This is a genomic window from Serratia sp. PL7, assembly GCF_945957435.1.
In genome coordinates this window covers 30,147-49,663 of sequence record NZ_CAMFLB010000019.1, presented here as the reverse complement: position 1 = coordinate 49,663, position 19,517 = coordinate 30,147, and the positions used below count along the sequence as shown (strand labels likewise).

Here is a 19,517-nt window from a genome sequence, read left to right as displayed (position 1 = left end):
AGTTCGCTGATATGCCCTACTTCCCGGAGGAGCAGAGGCTAGTCGAGTGCACGGGCTGGCCCCCTCGCCCTTTGGGAAAGGGCTGGGGTGAGGGGATATTTTACCAGACCAGAACATAGCGACGTCAGCCCGTTGCCGCCGCGCCATCGGAAGGGATACGATGCCTGCCTTTATTGTTTCGCTGTGGCACCAGATAGTGCTGTCTTTGCCGTTATTTGTGCTGATCGTGCTGGGATATGGCCTTATCCGCTGGGGAAAGTGGCCTGCTAGCATCACCGATGGCCTGACCCGCTTCGTGTTTTCCCTCGCCCTGCCCGCCATGCTGTTTCGCATGATGTGCGATTTCTCACAACGTCCGGCGGTGGATGCCCGCCTGCTGATCGCCTTCTTCGGCAGTTGCCTGATCGTCTTCGTGATCGGCCGCATTGCCGCACGGCGGCTCTTCAAGCTGGACGGCGTTTCGGGTTCGGTATTTGCTCTAGGCGGCATTTTCTCCAATAACGTCATGCTTGGCCTACCGATCGCCACGGTGATGCTGGGAGAGGAGGCCATCCCATCGGTGGCTCTGGTGCTGGTCTTTAACGGCCTGATTTTGTGGACGTTGGTGACCATCTCCATCGAATGGGCGCGTAATGGCTCCCCCACGCTGCAAGGATTTATCAAAACGGCGCGCAGCGTGCTGACCAATCCGCTGATTATCGGCATCCTGTCTGGCACGCTGTTCAGCCTGACCGGCCTGCCTCTGCCAGTGTTTGTCGATCAGCCGGTCAGCATGCTGGGTCAGGTGGCGGCTCCGCTGTCGCTAGTGGTACTCGGCATGGGGCTGGCGGAATACCGTATCAGCGAGGGCTGGCAACTGAGTAGCGGCATTTGCTTCCTCAAGCTGATCGTTCAGCCGATGGTGGTCTGGTTGCTGGCTTGGTCAATGGATTTACCCCCGATGGAGACCCGTGTGGTGGTACTGCTGGGATCAATGGCCGTGGGGGTAAATGTCTACCTGATGTCGCGGCAGTTCAACGTGCTGACCGGCCCTGCCGCTACCAGCCTGGTGATGTCCACCGCGCTGGCTGCGATCACCACCCCGTTAATCCTCACCATTATGGGGGTCAGGGTGTAGCCGGGAGCGGCGCCTGCGGTATTACCGGAGCAGTCTGGTTAAAGGGATTAACCGGCTGATTGCCGTTTTGCAGCATCTTGCCAGTGGTCATCTGTGGCTGCATCGGGTTGTTATTGCTGTTATAGGGCAGCATTTTGGGCTGGTTGGCCTTGAGTTGATAACTCTGCTGTTGGCGCTGCTCCATCTGCTGATTGTTCAGCATGCGCTGTTGTTGTGCCTGCTGGCTGCGCTGGTTAAGAAATTGCTGTTGCTGGCTGAGCGTAGTGACGCCGTTTTCTGCCACAGCCAACCAAGGCAGCCATAGCAGGGTGGTGATAATAAGGTGACGTTTCATATATATCTCCGGTTCTCTCCGTAGTCTTAAGCCTAACGTAGTCAGGCAAAATTGCTCGTTAGTTTATTTTGCACTCAGACGTAAACCTCCTTTGCGCCACATTGTTGTTCTGCTTCCGCTACAATCGCCCTTTCGGATCTTTTAGGGTGAACTTGTCGTGCTGCTTCTGGTTATTACCACCATTTTATGGGCATTTTCTTTTAGCCTGATCGGCGAATACCTGGCAGGCAATGTCGACAGCTGGTTCTCGGTGCTGATGCGCGTTGGGCTGGCGGCGCTGGTGTTTCTGCCGTTCCTGCGCTGGCGCAATATCAAGCTGAAAGTGATCCTGCTGTATATGCTGGTGGGCGCCTTCCAGCTTGGCATCATGTATCTGATCAGCTTCCGTGCCTTTATCTATCTGACCGTGTCGGAATTCCTGCTGTTTACGGTGCTTACGCCGCTGTATATCACGCTGATTTACGATCTGATCAGCGGCCGCCGTCTGCGTTGGGGCTATCTGTTCAGCGCGTTGCTGGCCGTGTTGGGGGCGGCGATTATCCGCTACCACCAATTGAGCGATCACTTCTGGTGGGGGTTGCTGCTGGTGCAGGCGGCGAATATCAGTTTCGCCATCGGCATGGTGGGTTACAAACGCCTGATGGAAGTGCACCCGCTGCCGCAGCATACCGCATTTTCCTGGTTCTATCTGGGCGCGGCGGCAGTAGCGGTGGTCGCCTGGTTCCTGTGGGGTAATCCGAACCAACTGCCAACCACCAACCTGCAATGGGGCATTTTGGTCTGGCTGGGCGTGGTGGCTTCCGGGCTGGGCTACTTTATGTGGAATTACGGGGCGACACAGGTGGATGCCGGTACGCTGGGCATCATGAACAATATGCATGTGCCCGCGGGCCTGCTGGTTAATTTTGCTGTTTGGCATCAGCAGCCGCACTGGGCCAGCTTTATTATCGGTGGCTCGGTGATTGTCGCTTCGCTATGGGTCCATCGCCGCTGGGTTGCGCCGAAAGCGGCTAGCCTCTAGCTCAAAGAGGCTAAGGATTGAGTGTCTGGCAGGCTGCCCATCGGCCTGGCGGCATCACGCACAAACGGGAGGTGATCGCAGGCGTGCTGACGTGCCGAACGGATAAAGGCTTCGGTGACCGTCTGGCGCTGCTCGCCGTCACGGGTGGCAGCATATAACCGGCTCCACAGGCCATCCCCGAGCGTCTTGGTGACCACCAGCCCCTGGCGCTCAAAACTCTCCACCACCCAGTGCGGTAACGCGGCGATCCCCATCCGGGCTGACACCATTTGAATCAATAACAGCGTGTTATCGACGTTTTTCAGCGCCGGGCTGACGCCTGCCGGTTGCAGGAAATGGCGCCAGATATCCAGCCGTTGGCGCTGCACCGGATAGATCATCAGCACTTCATCACTCAGGTCTGCCGGTTCAATGTGCGGCTTATTGGCCAGCGGGTGATCGGGGGCCAGGATCAGCCGGACTTCAAAGTCGAACATCGGCGAATAGTGCAGCCCGCTGCGCGGCAAGATATCCGAGGTCAACACCAGATCCAGTTCCCCTTGCTGCAAGGCAGGTTGCGGATCGAACGTCACGCCGGATTTGAAATCCATCACCACCTGCGGGAAATAGGAGCGGAAGTTGTCCAACGCCGGAGTCAGCCACTGAATACAGCTGTGGCATTCGATGGCGATGCGCAGCGTGGTTTGATGCGGCTCGTGGCAGGCTTGTAACGCCTGTTGGATCTGCGGCAATACCTGTTCTGCCAGTTGTAGCAGGATCTCCCCCTGAGCGGTAAAGCGCAGCGGCTGGCTTTTACGAACAAACAGCTTAAAGCCCAGACGCTGCTCCAGATCGCTGAACTGATGCGAAAGGGCTGACTGTGTCTGATGAAGCTGTGCGGCGGCGGCGGCCAGGGAGCCGGTATTACGCAGAGCCTGTAGGGTCCGTAAGTGTTTCAGTTCGATCATGAGAGTCCTTCACAGTGACAGTGAAAATATTGCGCTTGTGGATCATACAGTACCTGCGGATTATGGATGTGTAAACATCTGGACGGCTAAATGGGAAATATGACGATGACAATTCTAAATCACACACTGGGTTTTCCACGCGTTGGTCTGCGTCGTGAACTGAAAAAAGCGCAGGAAAGTTACTGGGCAGGTAATTCAACACAGGAAGAGCTGTTGGCGGTTGGCCGCGAGCTGCGCGCTCGTCACTGGCAACAACAACAGCAGGCCGGGGTGGATTTGGTGCCGGTTGGCGATTTCGCCTGGTACGATCACGTGCTGACCACCAGCCTGCTGCTGGGCAACGTCCCGGCGCGTCATCAAAACCAGGATGGCTCGATCGACCTCGATACCCTGTTCCGTATTGGCCGTGGCCGCGCACCCACCGGTGAACCTGCGGCGGCGGCGGAAATGACCAAATGGTTTAACACCAACTACCACTACATGGTGCCTGAGTTTACTCAAGGCCAGCAGTTCAAACTGGGCTGGACTCAATTGCTGGATGAAGTTGACGAAGCGTTAGCGCTGGGTCACAAAATCAAGCCGGTGCTGTTGGGCCCGGTAACCTATCTGTGGCTGGGCAAGGTGAAGGGTGAGCAGTTCGACCGCCTGTCGCTGCTGAACGATATCCTGCCGGTCTACCAGCAAGTGCTGGCTGAGCTGGCCAAACGCGGCATTGAGTGGGTACAGATCGACGAGCCTGCGCTGGTGCTGGAACTGCCTAACGCCTGGTTGGAGGCCTTTAAACCGGCTTATGCCGCGTTGCAAGGCCAGGTCAAACTGCTGCTGACCACCTATTTCGACAGCATTGGCCATAACCTAGACACCATCCGCGAACTGCCGGTGCAGGGGCTGCATGTGGATCTGGTCGCAGGCAAAGATGATGCCGCTGCCCTGAACAACGCGTTGCCGAAAGAGTGGGTACTGTCGCTTGGGGTGATCAATGGCCGTAACGTCTGGCGTGCCGATGTGAGCAGCTGGTTTGAACGCCTTCAGCCGCTGGTCGGTAGCCGCCCGCTGTGGATTGGCACCTCGTGCTCGCTGCTGCACAGCCCGATCGATCTGAGTGTGGAAAGCCGCCTGGACGAAGAAGTGAAAAGCTGGTTCGCCTTTGCACTGCAAAAATGTGCCGAGCTGGCGTTGTTGAGCTCAGCTCTGAATGCACCAGGGGCAGACAAACAAGCCAAACTGGATGCCTATAGCGCACCAATCCGCGCCCGCCGCCAATCCAGCCGTGTGCATAATGCACAGGTTGAAAAACGCTTGGCGGCTATCACTGCCAAAGACAGTGAACGTCAGCGCCCTTATGAGCAACGTGCCCAGGCTCAGCGCGATCGCTTTAATCTGCCTGCCTGGCCAACCACCACCATCGGCTCCTTCCCGCAGACCACCGAAATCCGCGGCCTGCGCCTGGACTTCAAGCAGGGCCGTCTGGATGGTAGCAACTACCGCACCAGCATCGGCGAACATATCAAGCAGGCTATCGCCGAGCAGGAACGCCTGGGGCTGGACGTGCTGGTGCACGGCGAAGCCGAGCGTAACGACATGGTGGAATACTTCGGCGAGAACCTGGACGGCTTCGTGTTTACCCAAAATGGTTGGGTACAGAGCTACGGTTCCCGCTGCGTGAAACCACCGGTGATTATTGGCGATATCAGCCGCCCGGAAGCCATCACCGTAGAGTGGGCCAAATTTGCTCAATCGCTGACCGACAAGCCGGTAAAAGGCATGTTGACCGGCCCGGTGACCATTCTTTGCTGGTCCTTCCCACGTGAAGATGTGACCCGTGAAGTGATCGCCAAGCAGATTGCGCTGGCACTGCGTGACGAAGTGGAAGACTTGGAGAAGGCCGGTATCGGTATCATCCAGATCGACGAGCCTGCACTGCGCGAAGGCCTGCCGTTACGCCAGTCCGATTGGGCCGCATACCTCGACTGGGCGGTGGATGCCTTCAAACTGAACGCCGCCGTGGCGCAGGACGATACCCAGATCCACACCCACATGTGTTATTGCGAGTTCAACGACATCATGGATTCTATCGCAGCGCTTGATGCCGACGTGATCACCATCGAAACCTCTCGTTCCGATATGGATCTGCTGGAAGCGTTCAAAGAGTTCGACTATCCGAACGAAATCGGGCCGGGCGTTTACGACATCCACTCGCCGAACGTGCCAAGCGTAGAATGGATCGAAGCGCTGCTGCGTAAAGCGGCGCAGAACATCCCGGCGGAACGCTTGTGGGTCAACCCAGACTGCGGCCTGAAAACCCGTGGCTGGCCAGAAACCCGCCAGTCGCTGGCTAACATGGTGCTGGCAGCTCAGCGTCTGCGTGACCAGGTTGTCTGATCCAAACACGATGTTTAACCAAGGGCGCTTCGGCGCCCTTTTCTTGTTCTACTCCCGCGTTTTCCTCGCCGCTATTGGTTATTATCAAGTTTCGTTGTCCACTTGGTTTGAAGGATTATTCCCGATGAAACACCCGCTGGTGGCCGTGTTGGCTCCGCTGCTCGATGATGGGCAGGGGATCCGGCAGGTTTATTTTGCCGGTAATCAACATCCGGCCCCGGAGCTGGCCTATCAGGTAGGCTTTCCACGTCTTGAGCTGGTGGTGGACGGGGAGCAGGAAATGGAGTGGGAGGGCAGCCAGGGAGCGCGGCAACAGCAGATACTGCTGCCGGGGGATGTGCTGTTTGTCCCGGCGCAAGGCTGGAACAGCCCGCGCTGGCAGCAACCGACGACTACGCTCAGCCTGCTGTTTGGCAAGCAGCAACTGGGCTATAGCCTGTTGGGCTGGGATGGGGAAAATACTCTACCGTTGGGTAAGGATAACGTGGCGCGCCGTGGCCCGCGCGTGGGGTCGTTTATGTTGCAGGCGCTTAACGAACTCTCCTGGCACCAGAGCGATCAGCCCACCGCGCGTTTCCTGGTGAAGGGCTTGCTTAGCCATGCGCTCGATCTGTTTGGCACCTCGGTGAGAACCGCCTCACGTAGTCAGGCGCTGTTTGATGCTGTGCGGAGTCACCTGGAGGAGCATTATCGCGAGCCGCTCACCCGTGAGTCGGTGGCCCAGGCATTTTATATCTCACCGAATTACCTTTCTCATCTGTTCCAGAAGGCCGGCGGCATCGGGTTTAACGAATATCTCAATCATGTGCGGCTGGAGCAGGCGAAGCACCTGCTTAAACGCTATGACATGAAGGTGAAAGAAGTGGCGCACGCCTGCGGGTTTGTCGACAGCAACTATTTCTGCCGCCTGTTTCGCAAGAACACCGAACGTTCCCCGTCGGAGTATCGCGGCCAGTATCACAGCGAGCTGTGCCCCTCACCCCAACCCTCTCCCACAGGGAGAGGGAGCTGATAGCCCCTGTTCTTTTGCAGGTAAAGAGGCCGTCTCAGCAAACGCAATCGTCCCCTCATCCAAGGTGAGCCACTATAATTTCAGAGATACTCGATCGGTCCCCGCATCCAAGGTGAATCACTATAATTTCAGAGATACTCGATCGGTCCCCGCATCCAAGGTGAATCACTATAATTTCAGAGATACTCGATGGGTCCCCGCATCCAAGGTGCATCACTATAATTTCAGAGATACTCGAACGGTTCCCTCTCCTTGGGGAGAGGGTTAGGGTGAGGGGGCTAACACAGCAGTTAAACCACGCGGATATGCGTTTCCTGGGGTGAAGCGGCGGCCTTGCGTACCGCACTGAGCGCCTTTTCTGGCGTGCGTAGAAAGGTGTTGATGCCGATCTGCACGCAGCGGTGATGTTCAAAACGCTCACTTTCCGCCAGCAGAATGTCGCTGATCAACAGCACCACGTCGGCCTGCGCCAGATCGTCCGCCGTCAGCGAATTTTCAATCCCCAATGCGCCCTGGGTTTCTACTTTGACCGGCCATTTCTCCTGCGCGCACAGTTTTTCCAGCCGCTCGGCAGCCATGTAGGTATGGGCGACCCCGCTGATACAGGCCGTTACCGCTACGAGTTTTATCGTCATGTCAGCCCCTTTGCTTCTGTTCAACCGCCAATGATCACTCGGTAACCTGCCTGTTGCGCCATCGCCTGCAAGGGAGCGATCTGTTGCTCTGTCGGGGCTGCTACGCCGCGCATGGCATATTCGCGCCCCAGCAGGGTATATTTCGCCTCGCCATACTGATGAAAAGGCAACAGGTGGATCTCTTGTAGCCCAAAAGGCGCCAGAAATGCCAGCACCTGCGCCATATTCTCCGTGCTCAAAGTGTAGCCGGGTATTAACGGCAGGCGTGGGATCAGGTTAACTCCGCGCTGCACCAGCGCAGTAAAGTTTGCCAGTACCCGTGGCAGATTGATGTTCAACTGATGTTTGGCGGCCTCGGCATCCATGATTTTCAGGTCGAACAGGATTTGATCGCAGTATTCTGCCAGGGCCAGCACTTGGGCCTGCGAGGCATCTCCGGCGGTTTCGACGGCGGTATTGATGCCCAACGCCTGCAAGCGCTGCAACAGCTGGGTGGCAAACTCGGCCTGCATCAGCACTTCTCCGCCGGAAAGCGTCACTCCGCCGCCGGAAGTGCGATAAAACACCTCATCCTTGAGGATTTGCTGTAACAACGCCTCCAGCGTGATGTTCTGCCCGATCAGTTCCATCGCCCCACTTGGGCACTCTTGTGCGTCGTTCAGGCAGGGCTGGCAGCGCAGGCATTTGGCCTCGCGGCGTACGCGGTGGATCTTGCCCGACATCGACTCCGGGTTGGCACACCAAGGGCAGCTATGTGGGCAGCCTTTGAAAAATACCACGGTGCGGATGCCGTGGCCGTCGTTCAGCGAATAACGCTGAATATTGAAGATCCGGGCCTGCGGCTCTGCGGGTGTTTGATTAGACTTGAGATAAATGACAGGGAGTTAGTGAGATAATTATGGGATGAACTGGGTCAACATGGGAAGAGACTGGATGGAATGTGCAATAACCTTACAGTATGTGAAAATCAGACCGGCCCGAAAAAAACAAGTTCGAACCAGCCTAGATTGTGATTTTACTCCCTTGTTCCGGCATCGTCATCAGGTTCACCATCAAACAGCTTACCCTGCATCCGATCCAGTTCTTCCCTTTTAACCCGTTTTACCACGCTGTAGATCCACTGTAGCGAAACGCCAAACTTGCGGGCCAGCTCGTGATGGTTGCGTCCGTCGAACTCCAGGAAGATTTCCCTGTCGCGCTGGCTGACCTTCCAGACCATGCCCATCGGGAAGTACACGTTCTGCCCGCCCCAGACCTGCATCATGCGGTTAGCGACTGCCTCGCCGATTTGGTCAGCCACTGCGATGTCAATTTCGATAATTTCACGCACCGTAGTAGCGGTATGCTGGGCAAGTTCAACCAGCAATTCAGGCCCTTTACTACGAAACTGGCTATGGTCGCTCATGTTCGTTTCCCCGTTGTCCGGTAATGCCACTTTTTGAGCTTCTCAATAACACTGCTGGCCTGTTCCGAGTTCAGCCAGCGCAACCCGTCAACACCGGTTTCCCGTTTCACCCAACGTGCCAGCGAGAGTTCAGAACTGTCACGGATAACGCCTGCAGCAGCCATATCCAGCCAGAGAGCGCGTATTTTGCGGGACTGTGGGTGGTCATCCAGCGCAATACCGGTTTTAGCGTTTCCGACAGGCTTAACCCTGAATCCTTTCTTTTTCATGGAATCCAGCACTTTGGTTAGCTGCGGAAGATCCATTCCTATGGTTGAAGCCGTACCGGTTAACCCCTGTAGCATCTGGCGGTAGGTATCTTCGTCCATCTTCAGGTCGCTGCGGGCAATATGGATGAGTTGAATAAGACGCTGTTTAGTCATCATCGCCACTCCCTCTACCTTCGCCACCGATATAATCGACATACAAAGGAAGCGCTACAGGCCAGCACAGGAACATAACGGCCCAACTAATCCAGTGCCTGGCACCGCTGTAGCGTGAGTAAAACCCTGAATGGCGGTGCAGCTCAGCAGTACACCACCCCACGAGCCCATACCAGAACAGGGCGCATACAATGGATTCAGCCATCATGAGCAACTCCTTAGCTTCCGCTGTTCCTGTCCGCTGACAGGCTGATGCAGGCGGACGTTTTCACCCTCTCTGTAACCGATGTGGCGGGACATGTCTGCGTCACGTGATTTCCCGGCCTCACGGCCCATGGTTGTACCTGATTCCGGGTATTTCTGCTCAAGCCAGATTTTCGCCAGCTCGCGTTCCTCTCGGGACATAGCAAATAAATGAACCTCGCTGCGCACGGCCAGTACCCAGCCTTCGGCAAATTTGTCACCACGGCTGGTTTTGGTTTTGTTCTTGATCCTTTTATTCTGCCGCCCGATATAGTTTTTACGTGCTGCTATTAATTGTCTGGCCAGTACCTCCCATGTGTATGAGGCCAGTTCCACGCGGTCTTTATTACCGTAAAAGCCAACGCTGGGTTTAAAACCAGAGTGAATAATAGACTTAACCCCAAATGCAACCTGGATAATATCCAGCAGGCCCAGCATATAGCGAGGGGGATTAACGCTGCCTGCGGCCCAGTAGCGACTGATGCTTTCATCGATATCACTGAGTGCAAGGTCATGCTGAGTAATATTGTATGCCTGCATCATCTTCTGGGCGCGTTGCAGGGCCAGTGCCGCTTCATGGGGGTTATCTGATTTGGCCAGCGCCAGCAGCTTTTTTAACTTCTCCAGTAACTTTTCATTATTCTGCGGCATAAGTCACCCCCAGACGTTCGGCGAGGCGTTCCAGCTTTTGCTGCTTATGATAGTCAATCATCAGGCCCATCCCGTTGAGGCGGAACTGTTCAATCATGATTTCAACGTCGGCCAGTTCGCCAGCCAGGTCAACTTCACTGCCCAGGCCATTCATGTTGCGGGCGGCAGCAGCGGCCAGTTCGGCGGCTTCTTCCATCAGCTTCAGCGCCTGTGCTTCAGGGCCGAAGGTTTTCAGGGCCAGGCTATAAATAGTGGAGCGGTTATATAATTTCATGCCTTTCATTTTTTCGCCTCGCAGGGGATGAACTCCATGGCAGGGACTTCCACGTAGTAATGCTGGCTGCAGTGAGGGCATACCAGCGTGACGAGAACCGTCGGGACACGGTATTTACCGGAGGTAATAACGCTGGCCTCGCTGAACTTCATGGTGGTGATACCTTTCTGGCAGTTGGTACATTTGATGGACATGTTTAATTCCTTAAAGCTGTTTTCGGCGTGCAGAAACCCACGACGCTGACGCCGAAATAAAAAGAAATTGAATTAAAATTAAATGGCAGCGATATCTAACGGGATATTAATTAGCTTCCCGTGTTTGTCTTTCTCCCGGAAATTAATATAGGTTTTGGACATAGCTACCTGCAGTGATTCCGATATCGCCTCCATCGCCCGGTTCCAGCGTTCGTCCTGAATTTTTACCCGGCGCAGGGAAAGAATACGCCCGGTATTAAGCTGGCCCTCTTTATCAACCTGGAAGGCGTCACCAATGATGGCCCGCAGGTTGGCGTTCGCGCCTTCAGACCACTCGGTAACGCACTCGTCAATCAGGTCTTTGGCGATCTGCAGCTCAGGCCCGAAAGTCAGGGTTTCCTGCACACGGATAGTGATTTGTTCACTGCCGTCAAAGCTGCTGAATGTTACGTTACCCTTAACCCCGCCACGTGTTCTGCCGTACTTCTCGGCCACGAGGTCAAGCCAGGCATAGCACTCATCAAAAGCACGCTGCTTGAAGTCGCTGAGGTCAGCACTTTTGACCTTAGCTGCCGCGACCTGCTCTTTGACAAAGGAATCCATCGCCAGATCGTAATCGGACACCTGCGTAACCGGCACCAGACGGCCTTTGCGGTCTTTCATATATTCGTCTTTGTTTATTTCGCTCATTTTTGTTCACCTTGTGGTTAATGTAATGATTCTGACCAGGTAATCCGGCAGCCATGCAACTCAAAGACGCCCTGACGAAAGCGGCCTGAACCGTCATGGCCAACATGGATATAACTTGCTTTCCCCTGTGCAAGCAGGCGGGCACAGTGGCCGTTTCTGGCGATGCGGATGACCGGCTTACTGCCTACAATCATGATGCTCTGAACGGTGCTGTTCATGGCGTTCAGCGCTGCGATGGCAGACTGCAAATGGTGCAGCTGCTGGTTGATGTCGGTGATGCATTTCATTGTTACACCCCTTTGACGACGTCGGCGTTAATCTGTGGAACCCCGATTTCAGCAGCCAGATTCATGGCGGCTATCACCAGGTTACTGACGGCCAGCGGATACAGCAGGCTGACCATGCTTTTACGGTTGCTGCCCAGATTGCTGAGGCGGGCACGAATGGCGTCCACCGCGCTGGCGTCCATAACATCGGCCAGCTGCTTACCGGCGCGTTGCAGCTTGAACGCCAGAAACTCTTCGAGGCTGTTGTCCAGTGGCAACAGTTCAACCACCTCGCAGCGCTGTACGACTTCACGTACCTCCATATTGCGTTCAGAAAGTTTGTCTGCCAGCTCCTGCTGGCCAATCAGCACGATGGACAGCAACCGTTTAAACCCGGACTCCAGCTCAAAGAAACGTTTGAGATGCTTTAAAGTTGGGATCGGTAGGCTGTGGGCTTCCTCAATCACCAGAACGTGGTTGAAACCCGCTGAGCAGCTGTCTTTCAGTACGCGGTGCAACTGACGAAAACGGGCGTCCTGACTGCGTTTGATATTCTCCAGCGGCGCGATGGTGCTGACGATGGCCTCGGCGATAGCCGCCGCCTTCAGGGTCTTCCCTTTCACGTCGTTGTCTTCCATGGCGATGATGTAGGGTTCAATGACCACCACTGGCGCATTCTCACGGTTGATGCGTTCAATCAGGTCGCGGCGCAGCGTGGATTTACCCGCGCCGGACTCACCGATAACCGCCATAAAGCCACCGTGGCGGGCAGTCTGGTAAAGCGCTTCACGCACATAGCGGATATCGGGTGTGGTGAACACATCCTCTGCGCCCTGCATGGCATCATCGGCAAACGGGTCACGGAATAGGCCAAACGCTTTTTTAGTTGCTGGAAATAACACCTGCTTTTTGAGTAACATGTTCTCTTCCTCACTGAGGTTGGTTTTATCGGTAGTGCCCGCTGTACGGGGCGTGACAGCGCCCTGTGCAGCATCAAAACTCTTCGCTGTATCAATCCCCTGACTTTCCAGATAAGACGCCAGACGCTGGCGCACCTCCTCAGGACTAGTGCGGGGCCACTCGTTATGGTTCACAATCTGGGCCAGCGTGGCCTCGGAAACGGCAACGGCTCTCGCCACCACCGCCTGCGGGATGCGGGCCTCTTTCAGTTGTTGCTTCAGTACCAGCATGTCTTCCTCCTCAGTTGCCGTTAACGATGCTGATAACGCTGCTGCGGGCCGGAGTGGTCAGGGTGACCATCACCTCATCCAGCGCAACTTCCGGTACGCCATCCGGGTACTGTGCCGCTAACTGGCGGTAGTGCTCCGGCGTCCACTTGTGCCCACTTGCTGTGAACTTCTCACGCAGTACCTTCGCGGCTTCAACGTGAGTCAAAGGGCGCTGCTCAACACGGGGGCTACGCACTTCAGAAGCCTGTCCACGGCGCGGCATATAAGTCGGCAGCGTGGTATCGTCAATATGTTTGTAAGGATCAAGCCTGCCGCCGAACGGCAGCGCTTTCGCTTTGCGCGCCGCTGCGGCATCAGTGGCGTTTTCCGTGCCGGTGACAAGCTGTTCAATCTCTTTTGCCGCTGTCTGCGCCGGGGTGTCCGCTACTGCCTTATGGCTTTCGCCAAAGACAGCCGCTTTCTCGGCAAAACCGAATTCATTCTTTTTCACTTCATCGACCAGGAAGAACATCTCGTGGCCATCTTCGCCAGTAAGCACCACTTGAGCGGCGTCGGTGCGCCATGGATTACGGGTAATCATCAGTTTCTCGCCTACCATGACGCCTGGCACTGCAGAGACGTCGTATTCGATACCCCGGAACGGTACGCGCAGTTTTGACGTCACCTTACGGCTTTCCGGCGCGGCTACGGCAAGTTCTCGACAGACCTCAACAGACGGCGCTTTCAGAAGTTGATCGGCGGTAATTTTCAGCCAGATATCCGTGCGTGTTTTACGGTGGCGGCTGTGAACTGCTGTGGCGTTAAAGTGGCTGCGCCATTTCACGGCCAGTGCGTTCAGCTCTTCCAGGCTGTTGACCGGCTGGAACTTCAATCCCGGCTCCAGCTTGCGTTCGATAATGTCGCGGGCTTTTTCCACCTGACCAGTCGCACGGGCGTTATGCGGCTTGTGCGCTATCAGGTTGATGCCCAGCGAGCGGCACATGTTTTTCGTCATACCGGCAGTGTTCGCCGAGCCGGGGTCGAGGTAGAGTATTTTCGGCACACCGTGCAGCACATCCGCGCCACTGCGTTCCTGCATCGCATTGATAAGAACGGAGCAGAGGTTCTCACCGGACTCAGCGCCCATCACGTACTCAACGTAAATCCAGCCGCTGGTATGGTCGGTAATCTCATAGCTCCACACGCGGTCACTGGCGATACGTGCGATGTTGGCAGGCTTGTTCTTGTAGAACTTCGCGCTGTCCATCACCTGCAATCCCTTGTGGCCGTTGCTCAGGTAGTAAAGCGTACAAAGCGACGCATCAATCTCCCAGACGTGGTTAGGATGCAGGCTGGCCATCTCCGAAGACGGTGCCGGAGCGTCCAGTTGTTCCGGGTGCAGGCCGTAGTTACGCAGGGCGCGGCTGACGGTGTCCTCGGACAGTGGGAAAAACTCACCGGTTTCTTCATCCGTTCTGCCTGCGGAGATAAAGCCGTTAGTGCGCAGGGTTTCTACCGCATCAGCAATAGAATACAGGCGCTTACCGTTCTTACGGGTGGCCTCACGCAGCGTGGCGGATATCAGCGCGGCTTCTTCGCGACTCAGGGCGCTGCGTCCGGCATCAACGCGCTTTTTACGTTTATCAGTCACAGATACCTCCTTCAGCTTGCGCAGTAGTGTGGCGCGGGAGAGGCCCAGTTCAGCGCAGGCTGCGTCATATACCGCACCGCGCTTTCCATGCCCCGCGTCACGTGCCGCGCGGGCAACAGAAACCAGTCGTTCAGTCAGGGCGGCGCTCATCGGTTTACGCCTCCTGCCGGTTAATCTCAGGTTCTGGCTCAGTCAGCCAGGCTGGAGCAGCGTTACCTGTCGGGGTATCTGGAAGGTCAAAGGTCGAACGAAGGCTGCGGGCGGCATATTCCAGCTCACAAACAAGCCCTGCCATAAAATCTTTTGGCGTATCAATCTGATTTTCTGCGCAATATGCGCACAGAGTTTCAAAGGCGCTGAACAGACGAACGGTGATGGCTGATTCCGCTTCGGTGGATAATGCTGTTACCTCAGCCCGCAGTTTCTTCACCTCTTCGTCAGGCTTGGGTGGCTGGATACGGGATTTTTTCTCCAGTTTGGTGGAGAGCGCGTCAATCTTCTCATTCTTGTCAGCGAGAACACGCTGCTGTGCTGAGTTGGTTTCGCGGGCTTCACGTAGGGACTGGCGTAACTCACGTACAGACATACGCTCAATATCGTCGAGCGTAGCCCCTACAATTGTCCCCCCATCAGCAAGAGCATCCAGCTCTTCGTCATCAAGCGTCATTAATTCATATAGTTTTCCCTTGCCCAAAGCGGACAACGTTGACCGTTTTGGCGTGGCATCACTGTTACCGAGAAATTTAACGCTGGCCTGCATCATTCGCCGTGCTACGCGAGGCTCTAAACCGAGTTCGCTCTCAAGAATATCAATGAAATCACCATGAGGTTCATTTTCTTTCAGAATAATCAGCCGCTTACCTGCTTCCAGCATCGCCTCAGCACTCTGAGCCATGTAAAAACGCGTCTCATGAATGATGCGGTCACGCTCATACGTCAGGCCATCACCAAACTGCTGCATAATTTCCAGACGATGTGCAGTCATAGCATTGAGATTTACATTAAGATCGCCCACTAGTGGCGCATCTTCTACTAATTCAGCGGGTTGTGATTTTGTGCGTGCCATTTCTACTCCTTAGCGGCTACCAGCCATAACGCGCTGGTTAATTTCATTGATACGATCCTGTGCTCGGTTCATCTCGTTGCTATATGCGATAGCAATCTGCAGAAGCTGGGTGCCAGGGGCAAAACGACCGCTATCAAGTTTTATAGCAAGCCCTTCTTCAATCAGGGTGTTCAATGCCCGGTTGATATTTGCCGGTGACTCACTAAGTGCTGAAGCTAATTCACCATTTGATACACCGTTCAAAGTGTGGCCACGCAGCGCTTTAAGAACTCGCAAGATGCGAGAGCCGGAACTGGAAATATTTGCTTTGCTCATGACGCCTCCTGAAGGATGCCCGGGGTAACTTCTTTGCCGATCACAACTGACAAATCACGCAGGATGCGATACGTCAGTCGCCCGCGAGGAAGTTCATTTTTGCCAGCCCAGCGGCTTACCGCTTGAGTGACTGTTCGTGGCTCATAGCCCGCGTTAAGCGCGAACTGGCGCAGGCTGCTGCCTCGTTCAACCAGTCGTGCTCGAACTTGTTGTTTGTTCATATGCACCGTGTTCCTGTTGGGTTATGATGTACTCTATTGGGTCTATTGTACGCACCCAATCGGGTATGTCAAATTGAGATATGATCAAATGAGTATAAAAGAGAGATTACGCGAAGCGATGGATTCTAAGAGCTTGACGATTAAGGCATTGTCTGACTTGTCAAAAATCCCATATCGCTCACTTCAAAACTATCTGCGTGGTGAAAGAGAACCTAACGCAGAAGCTCTTGTTGCGCTGAGTACTCATTTGGGTATATCAATAGATTGGTTACTTACTGGTATAGGGGAAGTTGTCGGGGCAGAGAAAATCCCCCCAGCTAATCAGGAGCAACATTTCAATCAGTCTGATCTGAAGTTATTGGAGCTGCTAAACCAACTGGAGCCAGAGGTGCGAAAAGAGTTGCTGCGAGGCGCTGAGGAAAAACAGCGAATGATTGATATGGAAAAACGGCTTAAGGAACTGTCCGAAGCGTTCGATAGATTAAAAAATACAGGTTAATCTGTTCCCATTAAGAACATTAAAGATATAAGGATATGACTATGCGCAAATTATTTTTACCGTTGGTATTTGTCTTAGCCGGGTGTGGAGATAATGCTGATCCTGCTGATACGTCCATCCCAGCTAAAGAGCACTCGGTTTTTAGCATTGAAACTGATAACTCTGTTGTAAACCGCGAACTACCTTTTATTCGCCAACAACTCCCCGGTTTAGACAAGTATGCGGGCAGTTTTGAAAAACTCGAAGTATCCGAGGACAGCGTACGCACGGTGACAACGGTTCAGTTTCATATCAAAGAAGAAAATAATATTCCAGTCGACTACATAGCCTCTGGTCATAATTGTTTTTTGTTCATATCAAATAATGTCCACGAAGTGAAAATATCTAAGTCAGCATGTCAGGCTGTTCTTTTCGATAAAAACGATGTTCCCGGAGGAGACCTTATCGTTAAACTTGATAAGGAAAATGTTCCGATGACAGATGATGGCAAGGCTCCACGAGAGGGATGCTTGAAAGTTTTTTCACCAAAGCCTGATAGTGATTCCTGGACGTGCCCGAGGCTGAATTAACTACTGAGGTGGTGCTGTAGATACGGCACCACCTTAACCGTTCTAACTTTTAAAAATTGCAAATCACCAATTCTTTCCGTGGCGTAGCCTTACCTGTGACTTTAAGGTTGTAGCTGATATCCACCGTCTGGATATTCAGGCCGTCGAATGCCTGCCGCATTTCTGGGATATCGTTCACCGAAATAATCATCTTTCCTTTGATACTACGCGCCAGTTCCGCCATGTGGTCATAGTTTTCCAGCCCAAACTCCACGCCATAGCCTTCCGTTCCCCAGTATGGTGGGTCGCAGTAAAACAGCGTATGGGGGCGGTCATAGCGCTTTATGCACTGTCGCCAGTCCAGATGTTCTATTAATGTTCTCGACAGACGCAGGTGTGCCATTGACAACTCTTCCTCGATGCGCAGTAGGTTAAAGCGCGGCGCACTGGTGGTGGAAGTACCGAAGGTGTGATCTGCTACCTTGCCGCCAAATGCCTGCTTCTGGAGGTAGTAGAACCGAGCTGCTCGCTGGATATCAGTCAGCGTTTCTTCCGGCGTATCCTGTAACCATTTGTAGATCTGGCGACTCACCAGTGCCCATTTAAACTGTCGGACGAACTCTTCCAGATGGTGTTTGACTACCCGGTATAAGTTCACCAGTTCCCCATTGATATCGTTGATAACTTCGGTCTTGCTGGGTGTCTTGAGAAAATACAGAGCAGCTGCGCCGCTGAATGGCTCTACATAACAGGTGTGAGCTGGGAAAAGCGGCAAAATATGTTTAGCCAGACGGCGTTTACCGCCGATCCATGGAACGATGGGCAAAGATTGTTCTTTCATTATCCGTAAGCCTTTTACAGTCAGTGAAAATATGGCAGGCTAGTCAGGTCTCGCGAGACTGACTGAACCCTGGTCGGCTCACAGCTGATACCTGTGGGTTGACGGCCAGTCCGGTGTTCGTGCACCGGGCTGGTCGTTCTTTCACTGTAAGGATGAGGCTTAGGGATACCCGCATGCTATTAATGCGGTTTAATGGATGCAGGAGCTGCTGCACTAAATTCAGGAAGGGTTTTCTGGTATGGCAAAGTATTACACGGCTGATTCTGCAAATGGCTTACGCCCGTTTTGCCAGATTATTCAGGGAAACTACGAACCTAAAAAGCAAGAGTTGGCAATCTTCCTCACTCAGATGTACCCAGATGGGCTGTCAAAGCATGGCCACAATTACCTTTATAATCCCGGCCCGCTTATGGATGAGAAGAACGGTGATGGCCAGGCATTATTAATTGGCTTGGTATTTGAGCTGGTTCGCCGTAGCCATTTCCCGGAGAAACCATCCCGCTACCAGTCGTTATTTGCCTGTCAGCACATCAGCGAAGTTAAAGAATTCAGAGAACAGCTGGCTGATGAGCGTGAGGAAGACGAGATCAGGACTGCACCTATCTATGAAGTATTCACCGACGAGGCTGTTCATTGTGGCGATATGAGGTTGCTAAGCGATGATTGCCCTGTGCTTGAATTGTATCGCCGGGCATACCTTTACTGGTCTGGAGAACCTGCTCCAGTCAGGGAAGGTAAGGAAGAAGAAAAGCCGTTCTGGGAACTGCTGATTCCTCTGCCTGTATTGATTGGTCGTCAGATATCGGAGTGAATAATATAAAAACTATCAGCTAGTTTGCCTCCTTTTTGTGTTGTCGCTAATGGTCAATTTTATTTGGCCGATAAGCATTCCATTCAGTTTGCTCTCAGGGAGCATTCGTGGCGTTTTCTCCACCTGCTCAAGCGCGGTTTGCATCTCTCTTATTGCCTCTGCAAGATTGTCAGCATTGACGCTGAGGGTGTAAATTTTTGCTGCAGTTTCATACTCATCGCAGGTGATCCCCATCAGACAGAGTGAGCTGGATTTAGCAGTTGCCGAAGTCATACGTTTTCCCTTCAAAGAAATATCTGTGGTTGTTGGCTAGTCAGGTATTGGTGCATCAGCCTTGTCGTTCTTTCAAAGTAATCATGCGTTTTGCCCCATCGCATCACTATTAACGCTGTTTAAAATCCATTCCCCCTGGCATTTGTGATGCTGTCTCCCACACAACAAGGAGACGCACCATGAAAAACCTGAAAAAATTCATTCCCCCTGTTAAAAAGCCCCGTCTCAGCGGCTGGCTGCTGACCTCAGTGCTGTTGCTCGGCACCATCGGTCTGGTATCGCCTCAGCAGCTGCCGGTGGTTGTCTACAAGCTGTCACTTATTACGCTGGCGGCTGTGCTGGGCTACTGGCTTGACCGTTCGTTGTTCCCTAAAGCCCGCCCCGGCCAGTACCTGAAGCATGATGAAACGCTGATGGCGTCTGGCCGTTACCCGGTACAGACCGGCCTCCACCTGGTCTTTTCTGCCGCATTGATCCGCCGTGCGCTGATAGTTGCAGCGGTCTGTCTGGCCGTGGCGACGGGGCTGTAA

The 19,517-nt window shown here is 54.1% G+C and carries 27 protein-coding genes; 8 read left to right on the top strand and 19 right to left on the bottom strand.

Going from position 1 to position 19,517, the window contains the following annotated elements; translation table 11 throughout:
* The first annotated feature begins 160 nt into the window (after positions 1-160).
* A complete protein-coding gene (locus N6G83_RS40485) occupies positions 161-1,117 on the top strand; it encodes an AEC family transporter (RefSeq protein ID WP_211136187.1) in 957 nt (318 codons plus the stop codon).
* On the opposite strand, the gene N6G83_RS40480 is transcribed toward N6G83_RS40485, so the two are convergent.
* A complete protein-coding gene (locus N6G83_RS40480; protein ID WP_211136188.1) occupies positions 1,107-1,451 on the bottom strand; it encodes a hypothetical protein in 345 nt (114 codons plus the stop codon). The genes N6G83_RS40485 and N6G83_RS40480 overlap by 11 nt on opposite strands.
* A 157-nt stretch (positions 1,452-1,608) precedes the next feature.
* On the opposite strand from N6G83_RS40480, the gene N6G83_RS40475 reads away from it, so the two are divergent.
* Complete coding sequence (locus tag N6G83_RS40475; protein WP_024531204.1) at positions 1,609-2,472, top strand: carboxylate/amino acid/amine transporter; 864 nt, start codon at positions 1,609-1,611, stop codon at positions 2,470-2,472.
* On the opposite strand, the gene metR is transcribed toward N6G83_RS40475, so the two are convergent.
* Positions 2,469-3,419: an HTH-type transcriptional regulator MetR gene (gene metR / locus N6G83_RS40470; RefSeq protein WP_024531203.1), complete on the bottom strand. Its 951-nt coding sequence runs from the start codon at positions 3,417-3,419 to the stop codon at positions 2,469-2,471. The genes N6G83_RS40475 and metR overlap by 4 nt on opposite strands.
* 105 nt (positions 3,420-3,524) lie before the next feature.
* On the opposite strand from metR, the gene metE reads away from it, so the two are divergent.
* Both metE and N6G83_RS40460 read left to right on the top strand, forming a co-directional pair.
* Positions 3,525-5,801 (top strand): 5-methyltetrahydropteroyltriglutamate--homocysteine S-methyltransferase, encoded by a 2,277-nt coding sequence (gene metE, locus N6G83_RS40465; protein ID WP_199063216.1) that lies wholly within the window; start codon positions 3,525-3,527, stop codon positions 5,799-5,801.
* A gap of 124 nt (positions 5,802-5,925) precedes the next feature.
* Positions 5,926-6,813, top strand: coding sequence for a helix-turn-helix domain-containing protein (locus N6G83_RS40460; protein ID WP_211136190.1), 888 nt, complete (start codon positions 5,926-5,928; stop codon positions 6,811-6,813).
* Positions 6,814-7,103: 290 nt separating this feature from the next.
* On the opposite strand, the gene N6G83_RS40455 is transcribed toward N6G83_RS40460, so the two are convergent.
* From N6G83_RS40455 to N6G83_RS40385, 15 genes are all read right to left on the bottom strand, one after another.
* Positions 7,104-7,448 (bottom strand): PTS fructose-like transporter subunit IIB, encoded by a 345-nt coding sequence (locus tag N6G83_RS40455; RefSeq protein WP_021807973.1) that lies wholly within the window; start codon positions 7,446-7,448, stop codon positions 7,104-7,106.
* A gap of 20 nt (positions 7,449-7,468) precedes the next feature.
* Positions 7,469-8,323, bottom strand: coding sequence for a [formate-C-acetyltransferase]-activating enzyme (locus tag N6G83_RS40450; RefSeq protein WP_260524154.1), 855 nt, complete (start codon positions 8,321-8,323; stop codon positions 7,469-7,471).
* A 140-nt stretch (positions 8,324-8,463) separates the two neighbouring features.
* Positions 8,464-8,853, bottom strand: a complete 390-nt coding sequence (locus N6G83_RS40445; RefSeq protein WP_032636363.1) for a Mor transcription activator family protein — start codon at positions 8,851-8,853, stop codon at positions 8,464-8,466.
* Positions 8,850-9,278, bottom strand: coding sequence for a gp16 family protein (locus tag N6G83_RS40440; protein ID WP_087816463.1), 429 nt, complete (start codon positions 9,276-9,278; stop codon positions 8,850-8,852). Before N6G83_RS40440 ends, N6G83_RS40445 begins: the two co-directional genes overlap by 4 nt.
* Positions 9,268-9,483, bottom strand: coding sequence for a hypothetical protein (locus N6G83_RS40435; RefSeq protein WP_087816464.1), 216 nt, complete (start codon positions 9,481-9,483; stop codon positions 9,268-9,270). The genes N6G83_RS40440 and N6G83_RS40435 overlap by 11 nt, the downstream gene beginning before the upstream one ends.
* Entirely contained in the window at positions 9,480-10,169 is a 690-nt protein-coding gene (locus tag N6G83_RS40430; protein WP_087816465.1) for a DUF2786 domain-containing protein, read from the bottom strand. Before N6G83_RS40430 ends, N6G83_RS40435 begins: the two co-directional genes overlap by 4 nt.
* Positions 10,156-10,452 carry a hypothetical protein gene (locus N6G83_RS40425; protein WP_063924531.1) on the bottom strand — a complete coding sequence of 99 codons (297 nt, stop codon included), beginning with the start codon at positions 10,450-10,452 and terminating at the stop codon, positions 10,156-10,158. Before N6G83_RS40425 ends, N6G83_RS40430 begins: the two co-directional genes overlap by 14 nt.
* The gene (locus N6G83_RS40420) at positions 10,449-10,637 is read right to left on the bottom strand and encodes a hypothetical protein (RefSeq protein ID WP_087816466.1); all 189 of its coding nucleotides are present in this window, start codon (positions 10,635-10,637) and stop codon (positions 10,449-10,451) included. Before N6G83_RS40420 ends, N6G83_RS40425 begins: the two co-directional genes overlap by 4 nt.
* Positions 10,638-10,715: 78 nt before the next feature.
* A complete protein-coding gene (locus N6G83_RS40415) occupies positions 10,716-11,327 on the bottom strand; it encodes a DUF3164 family protein (RefSeq protein ID WP_087816467.1) in 612 nt (203 codons plus the stop codon).
* A 17-nt stretch (positions 11,328-11,344) separates the two neighbouring features.
* Entirely contained in the window at positions 11,345-11,614 is a 270-nt protein-coding gene (locus tag N6G83_RS40410) for a hypothetical protein (protein ID WP_063616857.1), read from the bottom strand.
* A gap of 2 nt (positions 11,615-11,616) precedes the next feature.
* On the bottom strand, positions 11,617-12,783 hold the full coding sequence (locus tag N6G83_RS40405) for an ExeA family protein (RefSeq protein WP_087816468.1): 1,167 nt from the start codon (positions 12,781-12,783) through the stop codon (positions 11,617-11,619).
* A gap of 10 nt (positions 12,784-12,793) precedes the next feature.
* Positions 12,794-14,563: a DDE-type integrase/transposase/recombinase gene (locus N6G83_RS40400; RefSeq protein WP_087816469.1), complete on the bottom strand. Its 1,770-nt coding sequence runs from the start codon at positions 14,561-14,563 to the stop codon at positions 12,794-12,796.
* A gap of 4 nt (positions 14,564-14,567) precedes the next feature.
* Positions 14,568-15,479, bottom strand: a complete 912-nt coding sequence (locus N6G83_RS40395) for a DUF3102 domain-containing protein (RefSeq protein ID WP_087816470.1) — start codon at positions 15,477-15,479, stop codon at positions 14,568-14,570.
* 9 nt (positions 15,480-15,488) lie between these two features.
* Entirely contained in the window at positions 15,489-15,794 is a 306-nt protein-coding gene (locus tag N6G83_RS40390) for a helix-turn-helix domain-containing protein (RefSeq protein WP_087816471.1), read from the bottom strand.
* Positions 15,791-16,015, bottom strand: a complete 225-nt coding sequence (locus tag N6G83_RS40385) for a phage-associated protein, BcepMu gp16 family (RefSeq protein ID WP_032636378.1) — start codon at positions 16,013-16,015, stop codon at positions 15,791-15,793. Before N6G83_RS40385 ends, N6G83_RS40390 begins: the two co-directional genes overlap by 4 nt.
* A gap of 88 nt (positions 16,016-16,103) precedes the next feature.
* Here N6G83_RS40385 and N6G83_RS40380 point away from each other — a divergent pair, with 88 nt between their 5' ends.
* Positions 16,104-16,514 (top strand): helix-turn-helix domain-containing protein, encoded by a 411-nt coding sequence (locus N6G83_RS40380; protein WP_087816472.1) that lies wholly within the window; start codon positions 16,104-16,106, stop codon positions 16,512-16,514.
* 41 nt (positions 16,515-16,555) lie between these two features.
* Positions 16,556-17,083 (top strand): hypothetical protein, encoded by a 528-nt coding sequence (locus N6G83_RS40375; RefSeq protein ID WP_244634486.1) that lies wholly within the window; start codon positions 16,556-16,558, stop codon positions 17,081-17,083.
* Between the two features lie 49 nt (positions 17,084-17,132).
* On the opposite strand, the gene N6G83_RS40370 is transcribed toward N6G83_RS40375, so the two are convergent.
* The gene (locus N6G83_RS40370; protein WP_087816474.1) at positions 17,133-17,903 is read right to left on the bottom strand and encodes a DNA adenine methylase; all 771 of its coding nucleotides are present in this window, start codon (positions 17,901-17,903) and stop codon (positions 17,133-17,135) included.
* A gap of 238 nt (positions 17,904-18,141) precedes the next feature.
* On the opposite strand from N6G83_RS40370, the gene N6G83_RS40365 reads away from it, so the two are divergent.
* On the top strand, positions 18,142-18,714 hold the full coding sequence (locus tag N6G83_RS40365; protein WP_087816475.1) for a DUF2441 domain-containing protein: 573 nt from the start codon (positions 18,142-18,144) through the stop codon (positions 18,712-18,714).
* 15 nt (positions 18,715-18,729) lie between these two features.
* Here the strand turns inward: N6G83_RS40365 and N6G83_RS40360 are convergent, their stop codons facing one another.
* Positions 18,730-18,987: a hypothetical protein gene (locus tag N6G83_RS40360; RefSeq protein WP_087816476.1), complete on the bottom strand. Its 258-nt coding sequence runs from the start codon at positions 18,985-18,987 to the stop codon at positions 18,730-18,732.
* Positions 18,988-19,166: 179 nt separating this feature from the next.
* Between N6G83_RS40360 and N6G83_RS40355 the strand changes: the two genes are divergently transcribed.
* Positions 19,167-19,517, top strand: coding sequence for a putative holin (locus N6G83_RS40355; RefSeq protein WP_087816477.1), 351 nt, complete (start codon positions 19,167-19,169; stop codon positions 19,515-19,517).